General features: G+C 58.5%; 12 protein-coding genes. 6 read left to right on the plus strand and 6 right to left on the minus strand.

Features of this window, described 5'->3' with window-relative positions:
* Positions 1-278: 278 nt before the first annotated feature.
* Positions 279-1004: an outer membrane protein gene (locus CI41S_RS15825; protein WP_139860238.1), complete on the plus strand. Its 726-nt coding sequence runs from the start codon at positions 279-281 to the stop codon at positions 1002-1004.
* A 328-nt stretch (positions 1005-1332) separates the two neighbouring features.
* On the opposite strand, the gene CI41S_RS15830 is transcribed toward CI41S_RS15825, so the two are convergent.
* Positions 1333-2058, minus strand: a complete 726-nt coding sequence (locus CI41S_RS15830; RefSeq protein ID WP_139486276.1) for a helix-turn-helix transcriptional regulator — start codon at positions 2056-2058, stop codon at positions 1333-1335.
* Positions 2059-3671: 1613 nt separating this feature from the next.
* On the opposite strand from CI41S_RS15830, the gene CI41S_RS15840 reads away from it, so the two are divergent.
* Together CI41S_RS15840 and hemN are read left to right on the plus strand one after the other, a co-directional pair.
* Complete coding sequence (locus tag CI41S_RS15840) at positions 3672-4388, plus strand: sulfite exporter TauE/SafE family protein (protein WP_139860240.1); 717 nt, start codon at positions 3672-3674, stop codon at positions 4386-4388.
* 988 nt (positions 4389-5376) lie between these two features.
* Positions 5377-6711 carry an oxygen-independent coproporphyrinogen III oxidase gene (gene hemN, locus CI41S_RS15845; RefSeq protein ID WP_139860243.1) on the plus strand — a complete coding sequence of 445 codons (1335 nt, stop codon included), beginning with the start codon at positions 5377-5379 and terminating at the stop codon, positions 6709-6711.
* A 242-nt stretch (positions 6712-6953) separates the two neighbouring features.
* Here the strand turns inward: hemN and CI41S_RS15850 are convergent, their stop codons facing one another.
* A complete protein-coding gene (locus CI41S_RS15850; RefSeq protein WP_244622469.1) occupies positions 6954-7490 on the minus strand; it encodes a hypothetical protein in 537 nt (178 codons plus the stop codon).
* Between the two features lie 1090 nt (positions 7491-8580).
* Here CI41S_RS15850 and CI41S_RS15855 point away from each other — a divergent pair.
* The gene (locus CI41S_RS15855) at positions 8581-10254 is read left to right on the plus strand and encodes a carbohydrate porin (RefSeq protein ID WP_244626537.1); all 1674 of its coding nucleotides are present in this window, start codon (positions 8581-8583) and stop codon (positions 10252-10254) included.
* A 123-nt stretch (positions 10255-10377) separates the two neighbouring features.
* Here CI41S_RS15855 and nolL read toward each other — a convergent pair whose 3' ends face one another.
* The 4 genes from nolL to CI41S_RS15875 all read right to left on the minus strand — a co-directional run bounded on the left by nolL (position 10378) and on the right by CI41S_RS15875 (position 17712).
* Positions 10378-11496, minus strand: a complete 1119-nt coding sequence (nolL, locus tag CI41S_RS15860; RefSeq protein WP_172628066.1) for a nodulation factor fucose acetyltransferase NolL — start codon at positions 11494-11496, stop codon at positions 10378-10380.
* 1075 nt (positions 11497-12571) lie between these two features.
* On the minus strand, positions 12572-14851 hold the full coding sequence (locus CI41S_RS15865) for a hypothetical protein (RefSeq protein ID WP_139860245.1): 2280 nt from the start codon (positions 14849-14851) through the stop codon (positions 12572-12574).
* Positions 14852-15176: 325 nt separating this feature from the next.
* A complete protein-coding gene (locus tag CI41S_RS15870) occupies positions 15177-16163 on the minus strand; it encodes a pectinesterase family protein (RefSeq protein WP_139860247.1) in 987 nt (328 codons plus the stop codon).
* Between the two features lie 250 nt (positions 16164-16413).
* A complete protein-coding gene (locus tag CI41S_RS15875; RefSeq protein ID WP_139860250.1) occupies positions 16414-17712 on the minus strand; it encodes a glycoside hydrolase family 28 protein in 1299 nt (432 codons plus the stop codon).
* 723 nt (positions 17713-18435) lie between these two features.
* Here CI41S_RS15875 and CI41S_RS45345 point away from each other — a divergent pair.
* Entirely contained in the window at positions 18436-18696 is a 261-nt protein-coding gene (locus CI41S_RS45345; protein WP_430650026.1) for a DUF1488 family protein, read from the plus strand.
* Between the two features lie 1002 nt (positions 18697-19698).
* Positions 19699-20463, plus strand: coding sequence for an amidohydrolase family protein (locus tag CI41S_RS15885; protein WP_139860255.1), 765 nt, complete (start codon positions 19699-19701; stop codon positions 20461-20463).
* Positions 20464-20640: the final 177 nt, after the last annotated feature.

Raw genomic sequence — 20640 nt, forward strand, 5'->3', positions numbered from 1 at the left:
CCGAGCTTTTTTGGCTCCTCCTCTGGCGCACAGAACCGTTGAGGATCGTGCAGGAGTTACGATCGGCGCGGTATTGATCTTCGCTCACTGCGCGTGCCTCTCGGAGAAGGGCATCTTGGTCTGGCTGTGCATGGCGATGGATGCGCGCTCAACAATCTGACGCAGCGTTCGATTCAACCCATTTCTTCCAAAACAATGTTGTGCTGCAGTTACAGCAATTCGCGACGATGTTGTTAAGACGCACAGCGCCGGGGGGCATCGAAAGGAACAACACTCGAATGAAGAATTTGCTGATTCTGACTGCATGCATCGGCGCAATCGGTGCGGCCGCTCCCGCATTTGGCGCGGACTTCGCCGCGCAGCCCCTCAACGTCAAGGCGCCCCCGCAGCCGGTTGCAGCCCCAATTACCGACTGGACCGGCTACTATATCGGTATCAATGGGGGCTGGGGATCGAGCCACAATTGCTGGGATTTCAATGGCGTCACCCCCGAGGGCTGCCACAATGCGGCTGGAGCCACCGTCGGTGGCCAGATTGGCTATCGTTGGCAGATCTTCAATACAGTCTATGGCATCGAGGGTCAGGGCAACTGGGCCGATTTCAGCGGCTCCAATGTCAGCACCGCCTTCCCCGCAGATGTCATTGGCACCAAGACGGATGCATTCGGCTTGCTCACCGGTCACATCGGCTACGCGATCAATGCCGTTCTGATCTACGCCAAGGGCGGTGCTGCGGTGACCAGCAACACCTACCACATCAATTCAGTGACTACTGGAGCCGGGATTACCAGGAACGACGATGTGCGTTGGGGTGGTGCGCTAGGCGCTGGAGTCGAAGTCAGCCTCACGCCGAGCTGGTCGGCCGGCGTTGAGTATGACCACTTGTTCATGCAGGGCAGCAGCGTGCTCTTCCCAACATCCGGTGTCGGCGATCGCGTCCACCAGGACGTCGATCTCATCACGGCACGGCTCAATTACAAGTTCAGCCCGGCGTTTGGCAGATAGTGATATCCACACGCTTGCGGCGTCGAATCGAGAACCCCGACAGTCGGTCGGGGTTCTTTCGTCAAGTCCCTTTAGCCAGCAGGCACTCCTGCCGGATTTTTCGAAGCACCAGTCGTCCAAGCTGAAGCATAGGCCAGATGAAACGCAGCGCCGTGCTCTAACACCCGTTGAGGGCTCCGCCCCGACGCGACGATAAGTTGCAATCGCTTGCCTCAACAGAAGTGCGCGCTCTGCAACTTCAGTAAACATGGGCCGCGCAAAGACTTGCCGGAACCCGGGAGCAACAATGAACCGTTGGCGTCGCTTGCTCCCCATTCGAGTGAGCAATTCAAAGAACATTGAGACGAATCGCCATAACGATTGCCTGGATCCGGCTGGTCGCACCCAACTTTCGCATCGCATTCTTGATATGAAAATTGACGGTATTCTCGCTGATTTCCAGGATCATCCCAATTTCCCATGACGATTTTCCCTCCGCCACCCACCGCATGCAACTGATCTCCCGCTGCGACAGTGCCACCTTCTTCTCACCGCCATTATTGCAGGGGCGTGCGATCTCGCCATAGGCAGTATGAAAGAGCGAAGCCAATGCGTTGAGATGCCCGATGCGGTCCTGAGGATCAACATCGTCGGATGGAGATGCAAACGACACCACCGATACTCGGCCGAGCGGCCCAAACAACGGCACGCTCATGCCATGCTTCAAGCCCGCCTCTCTGGCCTCATCCAGCACCCGTCTCTCATCGGGTAGAAGTTGATAGTGGTCGGCGAGTTGATCCCACAAAAACGGCCGCGAGAGCGTCGGCGTGCGCCGTACCACCGGATCGATAGTGTGATACTTGCGTTTGAAGTATCGGTCGCACCAATCTGGTGGCCACTTCACTGCCACGGTTGGGGGTGGATATTCCGCCAGCCGAAGCGGCTCGACGAAGTTGAGGGCGCCATAAGCAACTTCACTGAAACCCTCCTCGGTGGCGCAGCTTACAAGGAGCTCGAACAGCGCTCTGAGCGAATGCGTCTGGTTTGCGCATTCCGTGAAGCTAAAACGATCCATGATGGGCGGCTCAGGACGCCGATCAAGGTCGGTGCCGCTGCGTTCGATTGCGCTTGTTTCAGGCGGAGCCAAGTTGCATTCCATGGCCTGAACTCCTGGGTTTGCTCTTCGTGAGGTCTGGAGCGCTCGCATGCTGCCCTGACGCCATTTCCAAATTCGGTGCCCTGCCGCCCACTGCGGCGGCGTGATCGTCTCCGTCAAACAGCCGAGGCGCCGCCGCTATCCCGTGTCTGAAACCGAGCAACGCGACGCAACCGCAGCGCCTATACCCATTCAATTTGATCCACCCGGCTCGCCGGCGACGCGCTGGCAATCTAGGAATCGCCGCAGGGTCGGCCACTTTGATTGGCCTGCGCTCTCGATTCCTGACGCATACTCGCCCAGAACGTCTGAGGGCTGGTTTGGCCGGCGTGCGCGGCTCGCGGATTTGAGGAAATCCGGCTGCGCTAACGGTTCAGCCGGCGATGCGAACCAACCGGTTGCGGCGTCAGCATAGGTCAGATTGGATCGTGCGAAACCAAGGTCCGGCGCGAATGAAGCTTCGCTGCATGTCAAGGCCGAGCACGAGCAGACTATAGGCACTGAGCGTCCTGAACGAGGTGAGCTAGGGTACGCCGACCCGCTCGCCGGCGCCGGCTTCCGACTGCGTAATGTCACCGTCGATGCTCTGCTTGCCGGCGAAGGTGATAGGGGCGTCATCTTTCTTCTTTCTTCCCCCTCTTGCGAATTCGCATCGCCAGCTCTTGGCCGATCCTGCGCCCCTCCGCGGCGTCGGGGACGCGATCGATAAGCAGCATGCAGCAGAAACCGCAAAAGGTAACGACCTAGCATCAATGCGCGGTCTCGGAGGGGCTCGCAGGTCGGGCGCGAACAAATCGACGGGGCGAATAGAAGCGATGCGACGAGAGATACGCGATGTCGCAAGAGCTCCTTGACGCAGAGGACACGTTGCATGTGCATCTCCAGAAGGGAGAGGACTTGGGACCGGACCAGCAAGTGTCATACCAATTTTTGTGTTTGCACAATCAGCCGTGGAAACAAGGGTTTGGCAGAGGGGCGGTTCCCGTACATGGCGCATTGAAGCAATCGTGACATCGGGAGGAAACGCGACAGCACCATTTGCGCGAGCCGCGGCACTAATTGATCCAGATCAAAAAGAATGCCGTTCTCGCGACGGCAGCCCTCCAACGCGTCGGTGTGCCAAGCGCTGCGAACTTCTGGCCTGAAAGCACGGAGAGCGGTCGATCAGAGATCGACGACAAACGCGGGTCCGATCACCGGCAACCGACCTTGCATGTGTAACGGCTCGGAATGCAACCGTGGGCGTCAGGCGAGGCCGGGAGTACTGCCTACTCGACATGCATTGTCCATCCACCGGCAGCTGCAAGAGTCTTGAGCAGTCCAGTCAACTACCAACCTTGACAATTGATGGAGACGATCGACACATGGCAATCGTCATGCAAGTTCGACTGACTATCGGTCCGGCCGCGCGAGTTCCGGCTAAACTCGGAATTCAAAGCAACAGCCCGACGGGAAAGACAATTGCACCTCGCCTCGGCAGGGCATCCTTGATGCGCAACCAAGGCGAAGAGCGTCGCCAAGACCGGTGAAGTATGTTTTCTCTGGTGCTGGCGATCATCTCACTGCTCTATACGACCGTTGGCCAGGCGGGTGGCACTGCATTCCTCGCGCTAATGGCTTTTGCTGCTCTGCCATCGACAGAGATGCGCCCGACGGCGCTTGGTCTCAACATTGTTGTCGCGACTTACTCTACATGGGTCTTCAACCGCAACAAAGTCGTCGACTGGATAATGCTGCGTCCCCTTCTGCTTTCATCGATGCCGGCGGCGTTTGCCGGCGGCCTTATGGTGCTCGGAGAAGAGATTTATAAGACGCTGACCGGGGTCGTCCTTCTACTGGCAGGAGCCGTGATGATCATGCGGCGCGGCGGCGCCGCCGATCGCATTTACGAGAATCCGCTCTGGGGAACAGTGAGCATTGGAGCGGCCATCGGCCTGGTTTCCGGCCTGACCGGCGTCGGCGGCGGAGTGTTCCTCGCCCCGACGCTCATCGCCCTGAATTGGGCGTCGCCGAAGCAGACCGCCGCGCTGTCGCCCCCTTTTATTCTGGCTAATTCCGAAATCGGCTTCGTCGGAGCTCTTCTCGCTGGTCAATTTCCGTCTTCGTGTTTCGGGCTTTACGCAGTCGCCGCGCTGGGCGGCGCCGTTGCAGGCACGATGATCGGTCTGAAATGGATGAGCCAGATAACTGTCAGGTTCATCCTCGTGGCGGTTCTATTCGTTGCCGGCATCCAATTGGTCTGCGCTTGATTGCGCAGCAGCGCGACCAATGAAGACCTGAACCACATAATATTACGAAGATTGATAACTGCAAAAGCGAGCGCAAAAAACACGCGACATGAAGCGCTGAGGCGGAACAGAAACGCATCGTCAGATAGTGACTGCGTGTGAGAAGCTGGTCTAGCTCGCATCCGGGACTAGCAAAGCCTGACACTTGGTCGTGAATTGGTGAGCTGCTTGTATTCGGCCATGGGACGCCGCCGAGCCAAGGCGCCCCGACGCACTTTGCCGGGGTTGGAAGTGCGCCGGGTCCGCCCCGACATCATCAGTACATCCTTGACGATGCTTGTGGCAATGAGACAAGCAGCGTGGCGGAATTGAGGCCCATGCATTTTTTTTGCAACGCGGCGTCCAAATGCTTCCGTACGCGGCTCCAAGGGACTTGAATCTCACGTCGCGTCAAGTTGTATGATCTCGCACTCGTCGGCCTCATCTAGTGAGCAACTTCTTGTTCATGGTATCGCAAGCCAGACGCGTCCTGCTCATGGCGTTTATCTAAGAGGTGCCGCCTATAGCGAAGGTGAGCGGCGAGAAGCCACTCGCCTCACCGGACCTGCACGGGATGCTGGTTGCCTCGCGGTGATGTGTCGAGATGGTGGATCACATCCACGATCGCAGCGCAGCCTTAAAGCCGTCGCAACCTGTGGATTTATAGCCTAGGGAACGCAGAAACGTGCTCAGATGAACGATTCCTTCGCGCAGGTTGATCGGAGGACGTCTAGCGGCTTCGAAGCTCATAAGAGAAGTTCATTCTTCGCACGACATGCCAATGATGCGCCACCTGTTCCTGTGTCGCGCGCTCGTCCCTGGATACCTCACGCCCCACGTCAGTCCCTAGGCAGTGATATCGAGAACGGAATCTCGATTTCGACCAGGTTCGGACCAGTTGACGTAACTCAAAGACACAGGGGGGCGCATCGGTCAGCTTTGCGGCTGTATGAGCATGGGAAGCAAAGCCTTGCAGACCGCACTCCTGAACAAATATTGCGATGCTCGCCTGCCTTGGTACACCATCTACCCAACCGTACCGGATTTCTCCACGACGATCGGCGCCAAGACTGGTCAGACCTGGTTGAAGCGGCTGCCGCCCGACGAACCCGTATCGCTCTATCTCCACGTTCCGTTCTGCCGGTCGATCTGCTGGTACTGCGGCTTTCCCACAAGCCTCACTCGCAGCGAACGGCCGATTCGCAACTACTTGACGTCGCTGCGGGAGGAGATTCGTTTGGTTGCAGAGCAACTGCCGCGCGCCTTGCCCGTCAACGACGTGCATTTCGGCGGCGGAACGCCGACCAGCATTGCGGCGGTCGATTTCCTAGCTCTGATGGAGCTCTTACGCCGCTATTTTGCCTTCAGCACGTCCGCAAGCGTCGCCATCGAGATCGACCCGCGTGCGTTCACGACCGAGATGGCGGAAAGCTTAGGGGCGGCCGGGGTCAGCCGCGCGAGCATCGGCGTGCAAAGCTTCGACTCCAAGGTTCAAAGGGCGGTCAACCGCCTTCAGAGCGAAACGCAGACGGCTTCTGCTGTCGAAAGTCTTCGCGAGCAGGGAATAAGCCGCATCAACTTTGACCTGCTCTTTGGACTGCCGCACCAGACGGTGCAGTCCTGTGTCAACTCGGCAAGGACGGCAGTGGCCATGCGACCCGACCGGCTTGCGGTTTTCGGTTACGCCCATGTGCCCTCCTATATGAAACGTCAGCGCCAGATCGATGAGACGGCACTGCCGGACAATGTTGCCCGCGTCGAGCAAGCTGCGGCCGTGGCGGAAACGCTGGTGTCTGCCGGCTACTGCCAAATCGGGCTCGACCATTTCGCCTTGCCGGACGACGAACTCACGCTGGCACAAAAAGCTGGGCGGCTGCGCCGCAACTCGCTGGGTTATTCGGCTGACACCTGCAAGACCGTGATCGGCCTTGGTCCGTCAGCCATCGGCCGTCTCCGTGACGGGTACGTCCAGAACGAGGCCGAAACCGCTACTTATAGCCGGCATATCAGAGCTGGCCGTCTGGCAACGTCGAAGGGCTGCTGTCTTACTGAGGAGGATCGGCTGCGGGCTGCAATTATCGAGCGCCTGATGTGCGATCTGCAGGCCGACGTGCCGGCACTCTGTGCTGCCCACGGATTTGATCCGATCGCGTTTCTCGATTCAGCCGACCGCTTGGAAATGCTCACCGAGGACGGGATAGTGGAGATCCAGTCCGGCTTCATCCGCGTCAAGCACGAGTACCGTTTTGTCGTACGCGCCGTCGCTGCCGCGTTCGACGCCCATCTCGACCGCACACCCTACTAAGCCAGGCATTCGAGCACGGCTTCGATGCACCAACGCTCCTTGCGGACGAATGATCGAAACAAGCGCCGCCGGATGGTGTCGGCTGCATTGATGCGGATCACCTCGGCAAGTGTGACCTTGGGGACGACGCTGCGTTCGTAGGCTTTGGCTATCTATCGCAACAAGCCACTTTTGCGAAACGTCGGCAGACCTCCGTGAGCGCGGCTAAAGGACTCTGCCAAGCCTGTAACAGCCTTAACATGTCAAGGCCCGCTCCTCTTCTGTCCTGCGCTCACTGGCGCACCTCCGACAGAAACGGGCCCTTGTGGTTTGGACCGCTCGATGCGCTTGTCGGTGCGCTTCTTGATGTGCTTCTTGGCCGGGCTCGAAGCAGCTTGTGGGGGCGACGAAGAAATAACGGAGGGAGCAGAAGGGACAGCTGCTGGATCCTGCAAGGAATCAATCCGCGAAGACAGCACCGTGATCCGATCTAACATCCCTTTGAGGTCCTTCCGCTGAGCATCGATGTGCCGGTTGAGCTCTGCAATATCCTCGCTCGCCTTCTCCTGCGCCCAACGTATCTCGGTCAGGGATATCCTGTCCTCCGCTGACAGGCCCACCGCCGAATCTGCGAGCCCGGCTGCCGGTGTCTCGACAAACCCCGCGAGGCTGCCGCCAAAATGGGCTGCTGCCGCACACAAGCCGACGAGGACAAGAAACAACACCAAACCCCAGCGAATTCGCCTTGACGAGCCATATAAGAGCGGCCGCAAGTCTGAAGCGGCCGCCTGATCAACCATCTCCATCGTTCCTTGCCCGACTTCCCCGTTTCGATAGGCTTGTTTCGTTGAGCGAGAGCCCGCGACGCTCACGCTTCCCAGCAAGCCGCAGCCGCCCCGACAACATTCAGCTTGCCGACCATTGCCCCCTTGGCTCCGATGAAGCGGCCCGTCTTGACCAAGGCAAAGCGAACACCCTACGCAGGAACTCCTGCATCATAGGGGTAACGGTAGACAATTGTTCTCCCCTTCCTCGGCAATGGTGCAGCATTTTCGCATCATCCACGAGAACCTTGCAGATTTTCTATGCTGCCGGCGCCTGACGCGAACCGGCTGCTATTTTCTTCAAGGTCGAACTCTCGGCTTTCCGCACTGCCAGGCACCACGTAAAAGGCGCCACAGCGGCGCCCGACCCACCATGCCATTGGAGCGGCAAGTGTTGAGCATGGCCAACTACCAATCCTGGCAGGTTGATCGAGACGACGGACACAGGCAAGCGTGACCCACGAACGGTACGGGGTCACAGCTAGGAACTTGGAATGCACCACAGATTTGGCTGTGCCAATGGAGCGGATGGAGCTAGCAATTGCTCGCCCACAGCCCCCAGAGCAGCTCGAGATCTGATTCCTCCGGTCTCCTGGGCCACCATCATGGACGTTATAACGCGAACACCGCGCGTACAGATTCCACGGCTCTCTGGAGATCTCGGTCGTCGATCGTTTCGTCCTTGGCGGACCACGATATCAAGACAGCTTCATGGAGCCAGGGCTCCGGCCTGGCTAGCTTTCCATTCCGGTGACCGCCATATCGTCGAGATCGGCGTCTTCGAGCAAGATGCTCGGCACGGCTCCCATAGTGGAGCAAGACCGAGGTTTGCGACGTCTTGGCGGCGAGGACAGCTGATGCTCCGCGCGCTTGCCGCCGGCGCTTCTCGCCCAGCCAGCAGGCGCTGTTCACTGTCGGCAAATCCGGCCTGATGCGCACACAAGGTGCAGACGAGATCGTGCTCGCGCTTACGAGCGACCAAGTTTGGCAGGTTTAGCGGATCTCGCAGGGATAGACGAGCCTCCTGCCCTTGAAGCGCCGCCCTCTCGTCCTCAGACGCCAGGGCTTGGGAAGCCCGCTCTGGGCCATTGAGGCCGGTTATCAATCCATTCATGGCTCGAAAAACAAGGAAGCGAAGTGCACTGTGGGTGATTGCTTTGTTGCGGCGACGACGCCTCGGATATGTTCGGCTACGGCAGCACCTACCTGCAGCTTGCAATCGAGCGAACCGCAACGGCGGCTTGCCGTCGCACTTTCGCTCGCAGCTTGTTTGGTCAGCCCCCCTGTTTTGGCACAAACTGCTGACGAGCCGGCTCCCAAGCGCATCGCTGCCGAGCAAGCCACCAAGAGAAGAATGCCAACGCCCCCCGATATGGCCCCAAAGGTTCGGATCGGCGTGGTCAATCAGCCAATTCGACTTCATGCCTCGGCGCTGGCATCAACTCGCACTCTACCTATCATAAAGCGCGGCAGCGCTGATCGGCTTGCCCAGACGCAAACGCGAAAGACGTTCGACCCCTTTGCACGCTTTGATGCTTTCCGAGAAAAAGGGATCTGGCTCAACGTACCCGCCCCCGCTGATACGGTTGATCAGGACAAGGATGGCATTAGATCCACACTGGCAGACGTCGGCATCGGCTATATCGGCTGGACGCACAACACCTTTGCAAACAACCAGCTGCCGAATGCAGCCAGAAGCAGCATCGCCAACCAGCTCTATATGGGGCAGAATCCGACGTTTGCTACGGCGAACTTCGTGATCGTCACATATGATCTCAGCCGGTTTGGCATTCTCGATGGACAGATTGTCGTTGGAGCCGAGCAGCAATACTGGACATGGAAGCGACCTGGACCGGATCGAGTAGGATTGAATACGCTCGCCTACTATCAAACTTTCCTCGACAGGAAATTCGAACTCAAACTTGGCTATCTCAGAAATGCGAATGAGTTCACCGGCACATTGTTTGGAGGAATTTCAGGATCAAACATGTTTGCCCTATTCCAAGCAGGGATGAGCACCAACGCCGCGCCAACGCCCGCCGCCAACCTAAAGTACAGTTTTGATGATCACTTGTACAACAAAGTTTCCGTGCAGCGCTCCATCAGTCCAGATGGTCCCTATGCGCAGATAACCGAAAATCCTTCGGGTTTGAAGTGGGGCACAGCCAATGCTGGCATTCTGTTCATTGATGAACTTGGCTACAAGAGCAAGGCCGCTCCCGGCGTACCCGACACGTGGCTGCGGGCCGGCATTGGTTTGAACGGCAGCCGCTACAAGAATTTGGCGGATCCGGATCAACAAAGGGAGAGCGGGAATAACTTTCACTACATCGCTGCTGACAGGCAGCTCTGGCAGAGTGATGTTGAGGGGACGCCATCTCGCGGCATCTATGGCGGATTCTCTATCATGGGAGCTCCGCCAGACCTAAACAGGATCAGCCGGTACTACGAGCTTCGTCTTTATGCGAAGGGACTATTTGAAAGTCGGACCAGTGATTTGATTGCTCTGGTTGCCAACAACACGACCTGGAGCAGGTTTGCAGTGGATGCTGCCTTGGCTAAAGGGCAGCTTGCGCATCACGATACCACAGCCATCACGGGAACATATACGGCGCATCTCGCTCCAGGGATATATGCAAGCCTCGGACTGTCATACATTCATAACCCGATAAGCGTCACACACACTCCCCAAACGGAACACGCGCTCAATCTGTTGGTGTCTACGCTGATATTTTTCTAGATCAGTGAGAATGCCACCAATTCGGCTACCAAACTCTCGGTTCGAAAAAATTGCGCGCAAAGTTCTGCCAGCGCGGCGGCGAGACGCTGTGAGGAGACGAACCGGGGGGAATTTCGGCTACAGCTACTTATCCGCAGGCTGCCCCGCTTGACACAGGGGGCGGGGTGAAGTTCCAAGAATGAGCTGAGACAGATAGGGAATGTCGCGCACGGTTCGGCGCACCATTAGCGCGACGAGAACAATCGCTGCCCCTAGAATTCCCGCCAAGGCCAACTTGGATGTGAGATCCGAAGGTTCTGCGTACTGTATCGAATCCAGGAGACGAAATGCCATGCCCTGAATCAGGTACAGCACCAGAGTGCTCTGTCCCATTTCCACGGCGATAAAGCGGACCACTCGATTTGAGCGGCCAACTCTCCAGCATTTCTGGAAGAGCTCACTCATGATCGCTGAGGCCGCTGCTGAGCCAAAAAGCATCAGAAGCACGTCTTTTGCCGACTGCATATCTTTGACCAGGACGAGATTGTTGTAGACGTAAGTGTCTTTGCGCCAGGCCAGAAAGCACACCAGTGTGGCTATTGAGGCAGACATGATCAAGAGCGGCTTGTAAGCGCGCGTTATGCTCGTCCACCAGTCTCTTGACTGCGCAAATGAGAATCCCAAGCAGAAAAACGGGTAAGTGTACTTTATGAGAGGAAATATGGAGAATGTCAGAGGTGCAAGTGCGATCAGGATGACTGATAAGAATAGGATCCAGGGCGACCAACGTTTGAAGATCGAAAGAATTTTGACGAGAAGAAAACAAACGAGCGCGGCCCAGATGAACCAATATGTGCCGGCGACATCGTTTAGAAGCTGTAAAATGTTGCCTGATGCGTCAGGGGCGCGGGGAAGCATGGCTAACTTTGCTGTCTCCAGGAGAGCGCACCAAAACAGCATGGGCACCAAGAGCTGCATCGCCCGATCACCGACGGCTTGCATCAACGACTTTCGCAACAGCGCTCGGCAAGAAATATATCCGCTTATCGCCATGAAGAGAGGCATGTGGAACATGTAGATCCATTTGAAAAATGGCGAATCCCAGAATCCTTCATCTCGGTAGAGAATATATTGGATCAGGTGACCGACGATCACCAAAATGATGAGCACTCCTTTGTCGAAATCCAAAGCTAGATCGCGATCGTTTTCCTCTGGCGTACCAGGCACAGTCGCCCCAGTTACATTTCGCAATGTATCAATCATCTCGTCTCGACATCCCTTCATCCAACGAGCTGGAGATCCGTCTGACGTTGGGTAGCTGGAAGCTGCATCATCAGGTCGTCGGTCCATCATGCTCATCAATTTGGAATTCCGAGCCAGCATCAAAGACATTCCTGCCGGATGTCGCAGGTCCACTCTCCGGAACGCTGCTTTGAAGCTAGCCGTTCAGGTCAGCTGGAATATCGGGTGCTGGTGAACCAGGCGTGCGAAGGTTGGCCGCGGCCTGGCGGCGTCCGAGAAGACACCACACCGTGACGACTGTTCTTAGGGTCAAGTTTCATGAGATGCCGCGTTATACCGGAGCACGGGATGCCCGGTCCAAGAGAGAAATAGGCTGAGCAGCCGAACATCGGCATCCGGCGGCCAACCACTTAGTATAGAAAGCAGCTGCGGCAGCTTTTGCTCCATGGAAATCGATCCGACCGATGATCGTGGAGGCAATTGCCATCGCAACTCTACGCTCCGATAGCTGGTTGGGCGCCAATGTTCAATTATATGGATGTGGGCGATCGTTATAAAGAAAGAGGGAACGAGCTATACGAGGGTTTACCGATTTAAAGTGGTACCTCACTTCGATCGGCTGCCAGATCGAGCGGTCACCTTGCTGGGTGTCCCGTCCGAAAAAAACGCACTACGAGAATTTTGAATAGCGGCAATACCCAACTCGAGCATGAAGGCAGGGCCTCATCCGAAAGCATTCGACCTTGCCATCACGAGTACCCAGCGTCAGTAAACCGACGTTTTTGGCGAGCGTTCCCACATCCAGCTGACGCTCGCGTCGTCTGCAGTCCGGGCTGTGGGCGGTCGAAGTGGTTCGAACAGTTGCGCCTACCGAGCAACGGCTTCCAAGGCAAGATGCTCGGCGGAAGATTTGTGAAAGCCTGAGGGATAGAGAAGGCCGCGTTCAAGCTGCGCCAACAAACGGGAGCTGGACTGCTCAGGCGGTGCCCGTGTCACCTACTTCGAATGGATACATCGGCTGTCAAGGGCCGGGCTGTAGAACGCCTCGCGCGAGCTGCCCCGCCGAGCGCCTGAGATTGCCGTCCACCTGCGCTCTTCAGCCACGTTCAGGATAGATGCGAACGCGCCGGCGGCCCTCGCTTTCATCCAACTCGCCCCTGTAAAGCACGCCGCGGATCGCGAAATAGGTTGGACGTCCAGCTTCCGGCATGATGCGCTCCCCCTCCAGGACGCGGACAAGGTAAAGCGGAAGGAACCGCTCGCGGTGCTCCCATCCGCCGTGGATCAGGTACCCAAGGTCCCGTAGACCCTCACGGGGTTGTTCGGCTTGGACGATCTGCGGTGGAAGATGAAGCGGCCGGGATGGCCCAGCTTCATCAAGGTAGCTCGGGCGCGGATGATGGATCAGGCGGACATCCGTGCGCCCTCCCGGTCCGAATGTGGCCGAGTAGCGCTCACCATTGATCATAAACTGGCTTGGGCCGAACTGGTTTGGCAGCAGATTGATATTGCCGAGGACGTCAACCAACACGTCCGAGGCGGCTTGAGAGCCGTGGCGCCAGTCAGAGCCAACGACGGCGCCTATATCCCGCGGTTCCAGAGCGGCCCGGGACGGTCCAGCGAACGACGGCGCTCTGCCAAATTCAGGTGCGGGCGCGGAGCGTGCATCGTCGTGCAAGTCGTGCGGTGTGGACGGATCCAAATCAACCAAGGGATCCAGACCGCTGTAGATGTTTGATGAGCGAGGCCTCACCGACGATGGTGAGGCGGTTTCTTGCATCTGTTGCCCGAACCAATCCCAGGCTCCTTGGCTTAGGCTGGCTGGAGTCGCAGGAAGTCCGTGCGGCAGATTGGGCTGCGGGACCCAGTAGGGCGCTTGCACAGGTGCGGCGGGTTGGAGGATCTGCTCGCTGGACCGATCCCAAGCCCCGCCGCTCGGGCTGGCCGATGTTGCAGGAAGCTGCTGTGACGAGCTCGCCTGCCAACCTTGATGCGGCACTGGCAGTGATGAGGTGGGTCCGTGGATCTGCTCGCCGAGCCAACCCCGGGCTCCCGCGCTCGGCGTGGATGGCGTTGCCGGGACCTCCTGCGGCGAGTGCGCCTGTCGAAGGCCTTCCCCAACGGGCTGACCCGCATCCTCGGAAGGTTGCAAACCGAGCGCGCTGTTCGCCTCCAGGATTTGCTGGTAGCGCCCAAGCCTGAGCAAATCAGCGTTGATTTTGCTGTCTTTGGTTTCTTGCTTGTACTCCGCGACATCCTGGTCCAGCCCGGAGGTGAAGAGGCGGCCGGCGATGGCCTGCTTATGGTGCGTTTGCAGCCACTCACTCAGCCTCGACATTCGGCGGGCCTGCCTGTCGATCGTCTCCGGCTCAATCCTGTGTGTCGCCTTTTCCGCCGCGGCCCACATGCCGATAAGGGTCGCGTCAGCGCCATGGGGAGCCAGGCGACGGAGATCGGCTGACAAGGTGTTTCCGGCGCCGACCTCACGGAGCTTTTTCAAGGCTGCTTTGATACGCCTTGCGCGGTCCGCTGCATAGGTGTCGACATCGTGGTCGAGCTCAGCTTCCAGCTGGTGGTTTTCCACCTCCGGGTCTTCCAATTGCGCATTATCCACCTCGCGGCGAATTCGATCCGCGATTGATGGCCTGTTGTTTTCATTCAGGCGCGCGCTCAAAATGCGCAGGTCGGCTGCCGCATTTCTGATGGTGCCGTCGGTGAGGTTGCCGCCTGCGGTGCCATCGGTGCGGTTGCGGACTGCTCTGTGTCTAAACTCTTTGATGAGCGCCTCGTCGTCCGGATCGACCCCGCGCGTCCGGCCCGGCTGCCTGGCGTAATCGACGCGAAAACTCGTCGAGGAAGCATTCGGCTGCGCGGCCTCCCGCGAGGACTTGCTACTCCCTCCAAAGGCTTTGCCGACCCCCGACTTGAAGCGCGACCACAGTCCGCGGCTTTTACCGCTCCTGGCCTGGACCGCAGGCTCTGCGTCCGGCAAGCTGTAGTGCGCGCTGCTGAACACATCATCGCGCAAACTGGACTGCGGCACTTGGGCCGGAGCATCAAGCTCGAAGCGCGGAATGTCTACGCTCCGCCGCGCATCGCCCCGCGCGCTGCCCCTAAAATCTGAGCGTGGCGGCCCCCGCATCGAACCGCCGAAATCGTCCCGTCGAACTGCTCGCCCCGCTCCTGCGGGAGCCTGGTCCGGCGAACTCGACTTTGCGGAACTCTCATCAGACGAATCGAGCTGCAAATCTTCCATCCGCCGCTCAAAATCGCCTTGCTGGCTTGCGTTGCCCCCTGGCTGCCACGCCCGCCCCTGTCGGGCGGCGTACGCCTCCATCCAAGCGCCTGAATCGAAGAATGGGTCGACTGGATCCATCCTGCCCTCCTTGTGATGGTCGAGGCCCTGCGCAATCCGTACGCTTGCACGGCCGCAAAGTGGCAGCTGTGAAGCGAAGTCGGATTCTGGATTTTTATGGGACCTAGCTTTCGAAAAGCTGACGAGAACAAGAATTCACAGCGAGCAATGCGATTGCGTTGACCTCTTCTGAAAGGGCAGCAAGAAGCTGGCGTGTCGCGACGGCCGGACCCTGCCCCAATTTCAGTTGCTGTCGACGGGAGGCCGCAGCGCAAGGACGATCTCGTCCCCGCTATCGGCCCGAGCCGCGCAATAATGACAAACACGCGTAAACGCTCCTCTATTCCTATCTGGAAGGTTCGCCGGGCAGCCAATCTGTGGCACCTGCGAAGAACGCTTTCAGCGACCACTTCGCGGCTTGGCCATCGGTCAATTGGTGCGAATAAGGCTCGCGACCTGCGGGATTGGCCCCGACACCGGTGGATTTGTATTCAGCATAGTAGGCCGTACCAAGCGTATTGGTCTTGCCCGGAGTCCATTCGCGCCACCCCTCGGCGAGGACCGGTGCATCCATCTTCGTCGACAGGAAGATCACCGTGGCATAGGGGCGCCAAGCGCGGCCAAGCGCAACATAGCGGGCGGAGGGGTCGGCAGTCAGCCTGCAATGATCGAACACATAGGCGCTATCCTCGTCCGGCGCGGCTTTGCTCTGCGCGGTATAGACGACGGCTTGATTGGCGATGCCATGCAACTCACAATGCTGGAAATAAGCCTTGGCATTGCCAAATATGAAATCGACGTGCCCTTCGATATAGCAATCCGAGAAATATTGTCGCGACATTCGGCCGTTCTGCCCCTTACCGGCGAACAATGTGTCCTGGGCGCCGAGCAGGCGGACGCGGCTGATAATGTCTTTGTCTCCGGTAACGGACAGTGCCACAGCCTGCGAAGCTGCATTGGCCGCGTTGAGGGCATAGTCGTTTTGAATCGTCAGATTATCGAGCCGGAAGTCATCACCCGACGCGTCGAGCGTCGCAGAACGGACGGTCCCACCGACATTGATCGCACCATCGCCGTACACAATGACCGTATCATCCGGCTTCCTGCCTGATCCTTTGATATGAACACCGGATTTGAAGACTTTGACCTTCTCGCGATAAATGCCCGGTGCGATCTGGATATCCCCGCCTTGCGCCGGTAATGCGTCAATGGCTGCCTGCACGGAATGATAGGCTGCTCTATCGCCGTGCGAGACAAGAAGTGGCTGAGCATGGGCTGCAAAGCTGCAGAAACAACCGGCCAGAACGGTAGCGGGAAACACGAACATTCGCATCTGATCTCACTCTTACCGGGCTTGCTGCACACCGAGTGCGATCGGTACAAGAGATCCCGTCTCGATATAGAGCTGAGGATGGTCGATCCATTTGGTCACCGAAGTGGAACCGGCGCGCAATGGCCGCAACGTTAGATTACGGCAATACCTGTCAGAACGGCTGCAACCCAGCGCCACCGCACTCTGGTGGTGCCCGTAATTGCAAGCATCACGGCAGACCTGACTAAGCTGAGGTCCCTGGTTGTGGTGCTTACCGGTTACCGTCGCGGAACACCCTGGCGCACCCCTCCCAATCGCGCGGCACCAGTTTTCTAGCTCGCCCGGGCAGCGGCGGCGACACGTCCGAATGATCGGCGGTCACATTGACATGCTCGAGCTGCCAGGTCGCGGAATCGGCAAAGCGAACATCTTCGAGGGTCACGTCAAGCGTATGGCTCTCGTCTGTCCCACGCATCAGCAGCGCACCATTGTCGCCGCGCACATGGCGTAGAACGATTTTTCGATACACCGGAATCTTCGTACCTTGTGCGCGTGGGTCGTACTTTGTATCGAACGCGACGGGCCATCGATTTCCTCGCAGACAGACGTTCTCGTAAGTCACTCGCTCGACCAATCCGCCTCGACTGGCATCGCTCTTGATGCGCAAGCCAGACGTCGTGCCGTCCAGGGTCAGGTTGAGCACCAGTATGTCGCTGGCACCGGAATTCACCTCACTGCCTATCGACATGCCGTGGCCCCAGCCGAAATAATTATCGATGACGGAAATATGGCGGGTTGCGCCGTTGTCGCCGGCCTTGATGGCGACGTTGTCATCTCCGGTGCGGATCGAGCTGTGGGTGATGGTCACATCCTGGCTGGCGGCAGGGTCGATGCCGTCGGTGTTGCGGGCGTCAGCCGGCGCCTCGATCGTGAGGCCCCAAAACGTGGCGCCTTCGACCCGGTTCATCGCGATATGGAAATTGGGCGCGTTGCGCAAGGTGACGCCAGAGACCGTGATGTCCTGCGCATGCTCGATCTGGATCAAACGCGGGGCGTTCTGGTGGCCACCCTCGACTTGCGCGCGGCGGGCCAACTGCCACCAGGTTTCGGCACTGCCGACCATTGGCGTACCGCCCTGACCATCGATGATGCCGTCGCCGTAGATGCCGCCGCCGTGCGTTTTGCTGAAGCTGATGAACGGACGGCAGCCATCGCCTTTCCCCGCGATGCGGCCACACTGCCCGCGGCCCTTGTCGTATGCAGCTGGCTCGGCGATGGCGAACAACGTTGCACCGCGTCCGATCCATAAGGTTACGCCGGATTTCATCTCGAGTGGCCCCGACCGGAACTCACCACGCCCGAGATAAACCGCAGCACCGGCGGGGCAGTGGTCGATGGCATCTTGCAGCCTGGCCGTATCGTTCGTGCCAGAGGCCACCGGGCGATCGCAGACCGTACCAGGTGCAACAGGTTCTGCGACAATGCGGCGATCTTGCGCTTTTGCGGCGGGGCAAAGAACCATGGCAGCAACGATAAACAATAGAGTCCATCCGCGAAAAAGCTCTGTCATCGACCTCGTCTCTTTGCCGCGTGCATCCTGCCGCGTGTCTGCAACCGATCGCTGGCTACCCCGGCGCTTGCCTCACTGACTCGCGCAAGATGACATTTGTAAGACACAGGTGAGAGTGGACCTTATCAGCCGACTTGCCAGCTGATCTCCGGTGCTCAGAGCGTGTGCACTAATCTTCATTCTGCAACCGGCGGTCCGTCGCTCCTATCCTGCGCGCGCGGGCCATCATCCAGCCGTCGAATTCTTGATAGGTCACTGATACACTTGGGGCGGGTTGCCGCCGAGGCGAAAACGCGTCCGTCAATAAGCTGGAGCGCCTGTCAAGGGCTCAGCGGCGCAACGATGAGAACGGCTGAATAGCTTGGTACGGTACGAACGAACTAACGTGCATAAATCAACTAGCCACGGCTCAAACGGTGCGTTTCGTGCGCTTCACATTCGGCATGCTTCTGCCCCCATGCGCACGAACGGTATGAAGTGAAATGGGCTGGCTGCGGGATTGCATCGAAAAAGTTGTTCTTACGGAGGGCTCCATAATGACGCTCAGGAATTCTCGCTCAAAGCACTTTCAGAAAATCCATCGAGAAGATGGTATCTGATCGAGTTTGAGGCGCTACTGCGATCGCAGCTGCGCAGGTCTCAGCGCGAGAAGGCGGAACGATGCGCCTTAGGACCGGAAAGTCGATCGGTTACGACCCGGAATGGCTGGTTTACAGATTCACCATGTTCGATGGCAACAGACGAGTTGATTGTCAGATCAGCAACGCGGCGTTGTCCGCCTTGAGGGACATGCGGACAAATCCCGGACTTACCCGCGAGGGTGTATTCGAGCGCCATCGCAGGCTGATCGAGAGAGTGGCGTCGAACCAATATCAGGGCGATGCAGAACCAATCAGGATTTTCGCGAAGCATCTTCCTTCAACGAAATCGCGAGCAAACCGATCAGCCAAGCGTCCCACTGGCCTTCCTCTTTCGGGTTCTTGATTGCTTGAAGGACACTTGTTGATTTAGATTGGCACGGCCATGAGGGTTTACGTTGCCGCGTTGATGCAAGACCATGAGATGGCGAATGGCAAGTCTACCACCAACAGTGCCGGTAAGGCCTCGCTTGATGATCTGGCTCGCGACTTGCTCCTGTTTGCCAAGGCCATCCACCGGCGACCAGCGCTGTGCACGTGTCGCGCGGCTCATGGTCTTCCAGGCCTCATAACCGCGCAGTGAATGATGCCGAGATAGCTCAAGTAGCCTCAAGCCATGGACGGCGCCGCGGCCCTGCCCATAGGCATAAACTGCGCTGGGCGTTCAGGGGAGTTAAAGCCCTGTGGCATCGGTCGCGAGAGAAGCTGCTTCCTCTCCGAAGCTCTGGCGGCGAACGCGCGCCTCATTCGCAAAGCTTAAGCTATCGCTTGAGCTTTGGCGCGGCCATTGGCAGCAAGGCGAAGCGTAGCTGGGTCGTTTTAGCAGCTCCGGGCAAATCACTCATCAAGCCGGTTCTGCCATGCTTCACCCATCGATAAAGCGAGGATTTGACGCGCTTATGCAAGTACTTTTGGATCGGGATCGGGGCGCGTGCATGCGTGTCCGATGCATCTCATTCCCAAGCTTTAAGAAGAACCACTCTGTACATAACGTACAGAGACTCTCACGTCATGTTCACCTGAAACGTACGAGTGATTTCGGTCTGCTCTGCGGTGGCATTTGTCCCTCTCGCTAGTTCGCGCTAAGGGAAGCAGGCTAGGATGGAAGCAATGAGCAAATAATCAAATGACCACCCACAAAGAGCCCTTATCGAGATGGCACACAAGCATTTCCATCTTGGGGCTCGGTAGTATCGGCGCGATCTCCGAGTTCGAGCGTCACAGGCTGGACACGCTGTGAGACGCCGCCTGCGACGGGCATGAGCAGAAGCTGGAGAGTGTCTACGGACAGCCTGCGGTTACAAGGGAACTACAGCGTGACGGTTACATTCCACGGCAAGGACGCACCATGAGGATCGATTGCGAGGTCCACGCCTTCCGCCGAGAGGCCCGGCGGACGGCGCCCGTCATCGACGGCTCCATGGAACTGTTGGATGGCGCGGCTCGCGCGTGCGCGATCACCGGGCTGGTACTGGTCCAACCCACCTTCCTGCACGCCGATGCGACGGAGCTCTTCACCCAGGCGAGCCGTGCTCGAATGCCAGTCAGGCTCGTTCCGCCGCTTGTGCAACCGCTGGCGCCTGAAATCCTGGAGCAATGGGGTCGATCAGGCGCCGTCGGTTTGGCGCTGAGCCTCGACGCTCCTGATCGGCTGGCCGAGTCGCTCGAGGCAGCCCTTCAGCTCGGCTTCCACTTGGAGGTGTCCAGCGGGGTCGAAGAACGAGAGCGCCTCATAGAGCAGCTCCTGGCCGACGGCCATCGTCTGGTGTTCCGCGACTTCGGACTTGCAGACACCATCCGCGACCCCACCTGGGATCCACGCTTGGAGCGGCTCCTGGCACTCGCTGAAGCTGCCGAAGTGTGGGTGAAGCTGTCGGGGATCGGCCGTGTCCCAGATGACTGGGCCAAGGCGGCGGCGGCTCGGCTGCTGAAGGAGCTCGGACCGGAACAGCTGCTCTGGGGTTCGGAGTGGCCGCATGTGACGGCCGCCCACGCTTATGCACCATCCTATGCACAGGCGTTCGGGTGGCTCGAGGAGCTCGTCCCAGACGCGGACGCGAGAGGACGGATTCTTTGCGAGACCCCAGCCGCCTTATACAGCTTCCGCAACTAAGCCCACTTGGCCAAAGCATCGCGGGGACATTCGTGTCTACAGAGCAAGTCCGTGTTTATGGCTAGGCGCGAACAGAGCTTTATGCCCGCCGGCGCTGTGTCCCAAATCCCCGGATGTGCTCCTAGTCTGCAATCCCGCCTATATTGGAGCGACTGATGCAGCTAATGCAGCGAGGGT

Origin of the sequence: Bradyrhizobium ivorense (genome assembly GCF_900696085.1) — a bacterium.
GTDB lineage: Bacteria > Pseudomonadota > Alphaproteobacteria > Rhizobiales > Xanthobacteraceae > Bradyrhizobium > Bradyrhizobium ivorense.

Coding starts and splice junctions, on each gene's coding strand:
- CI41S_RS15885 (WP_139860255.1), top strand. CDS start 19,699: ATGAGGATCGATTGCGAGGTCCACGCCTTCCGCCGAGAGGCCCGGCGG.
- CI41S_RS15830 (WP_139486276.1), bottom strand. CDS start 2,058: ATGGATCGTTTTAGCTTCACGGAATGCGCAAACCAGACGCATTCGCTC.
- CI41S_RS15875 (WP_139860250.1), bottom strand. CDS start 17,712: ATGACAGAGCTTTTTCGCGGATGGACTCTATTGTTTATCGTTGCTGCC.
- CI41S_RS15850 (WP_244622469.1), bottom strand. CDS start 7,490: ATGGTTGATCAGGCGGCCGCTTCAGACTTGCGGCCGCTCTTATATGGC.
- nolL (WP_172628066.1), bottom strand. CDS start 11,496: ATGATTGATACATTGCGAAATGTAACTGGGGCGACTGTGCCTGGTACG.
- CI41S_RS15840 (WP_139860240.1), top strand. CDS start 3,672: ATGTTTTCTCTGGTGCTGGCGATCATCTCACTGCTCTATACGACCGTT.
- CI41S_RS15870 (WP_139860247.1), bottom strand. CDS start 16,163: ATGCGAATGTTCGTGTTTCCCGCTACCGTTCTGGCCGGTTGTTTCTGC.
- CI41S_RS15825 (WP_139860238.1), top strand. CDS start 279: ATGAAGAATTTGCTGATTCTGACTGCATGCATCGGCGCAATCGGTGCG.
- CI41S_RS15865 (WP_139860245.1), bottom strand. CDS start 14,851: ATGGATCCAGTCGACCCATTCTTCGATTCAGGCGCTTGGATGGAGGCG.
- CI41S_RS45345 (WP_430650026.1), top strand. CDS start 18,436: ATGTTCGATGGCAACAGACGAGTTGATTGTCAGATCAGCAACGCGGCG.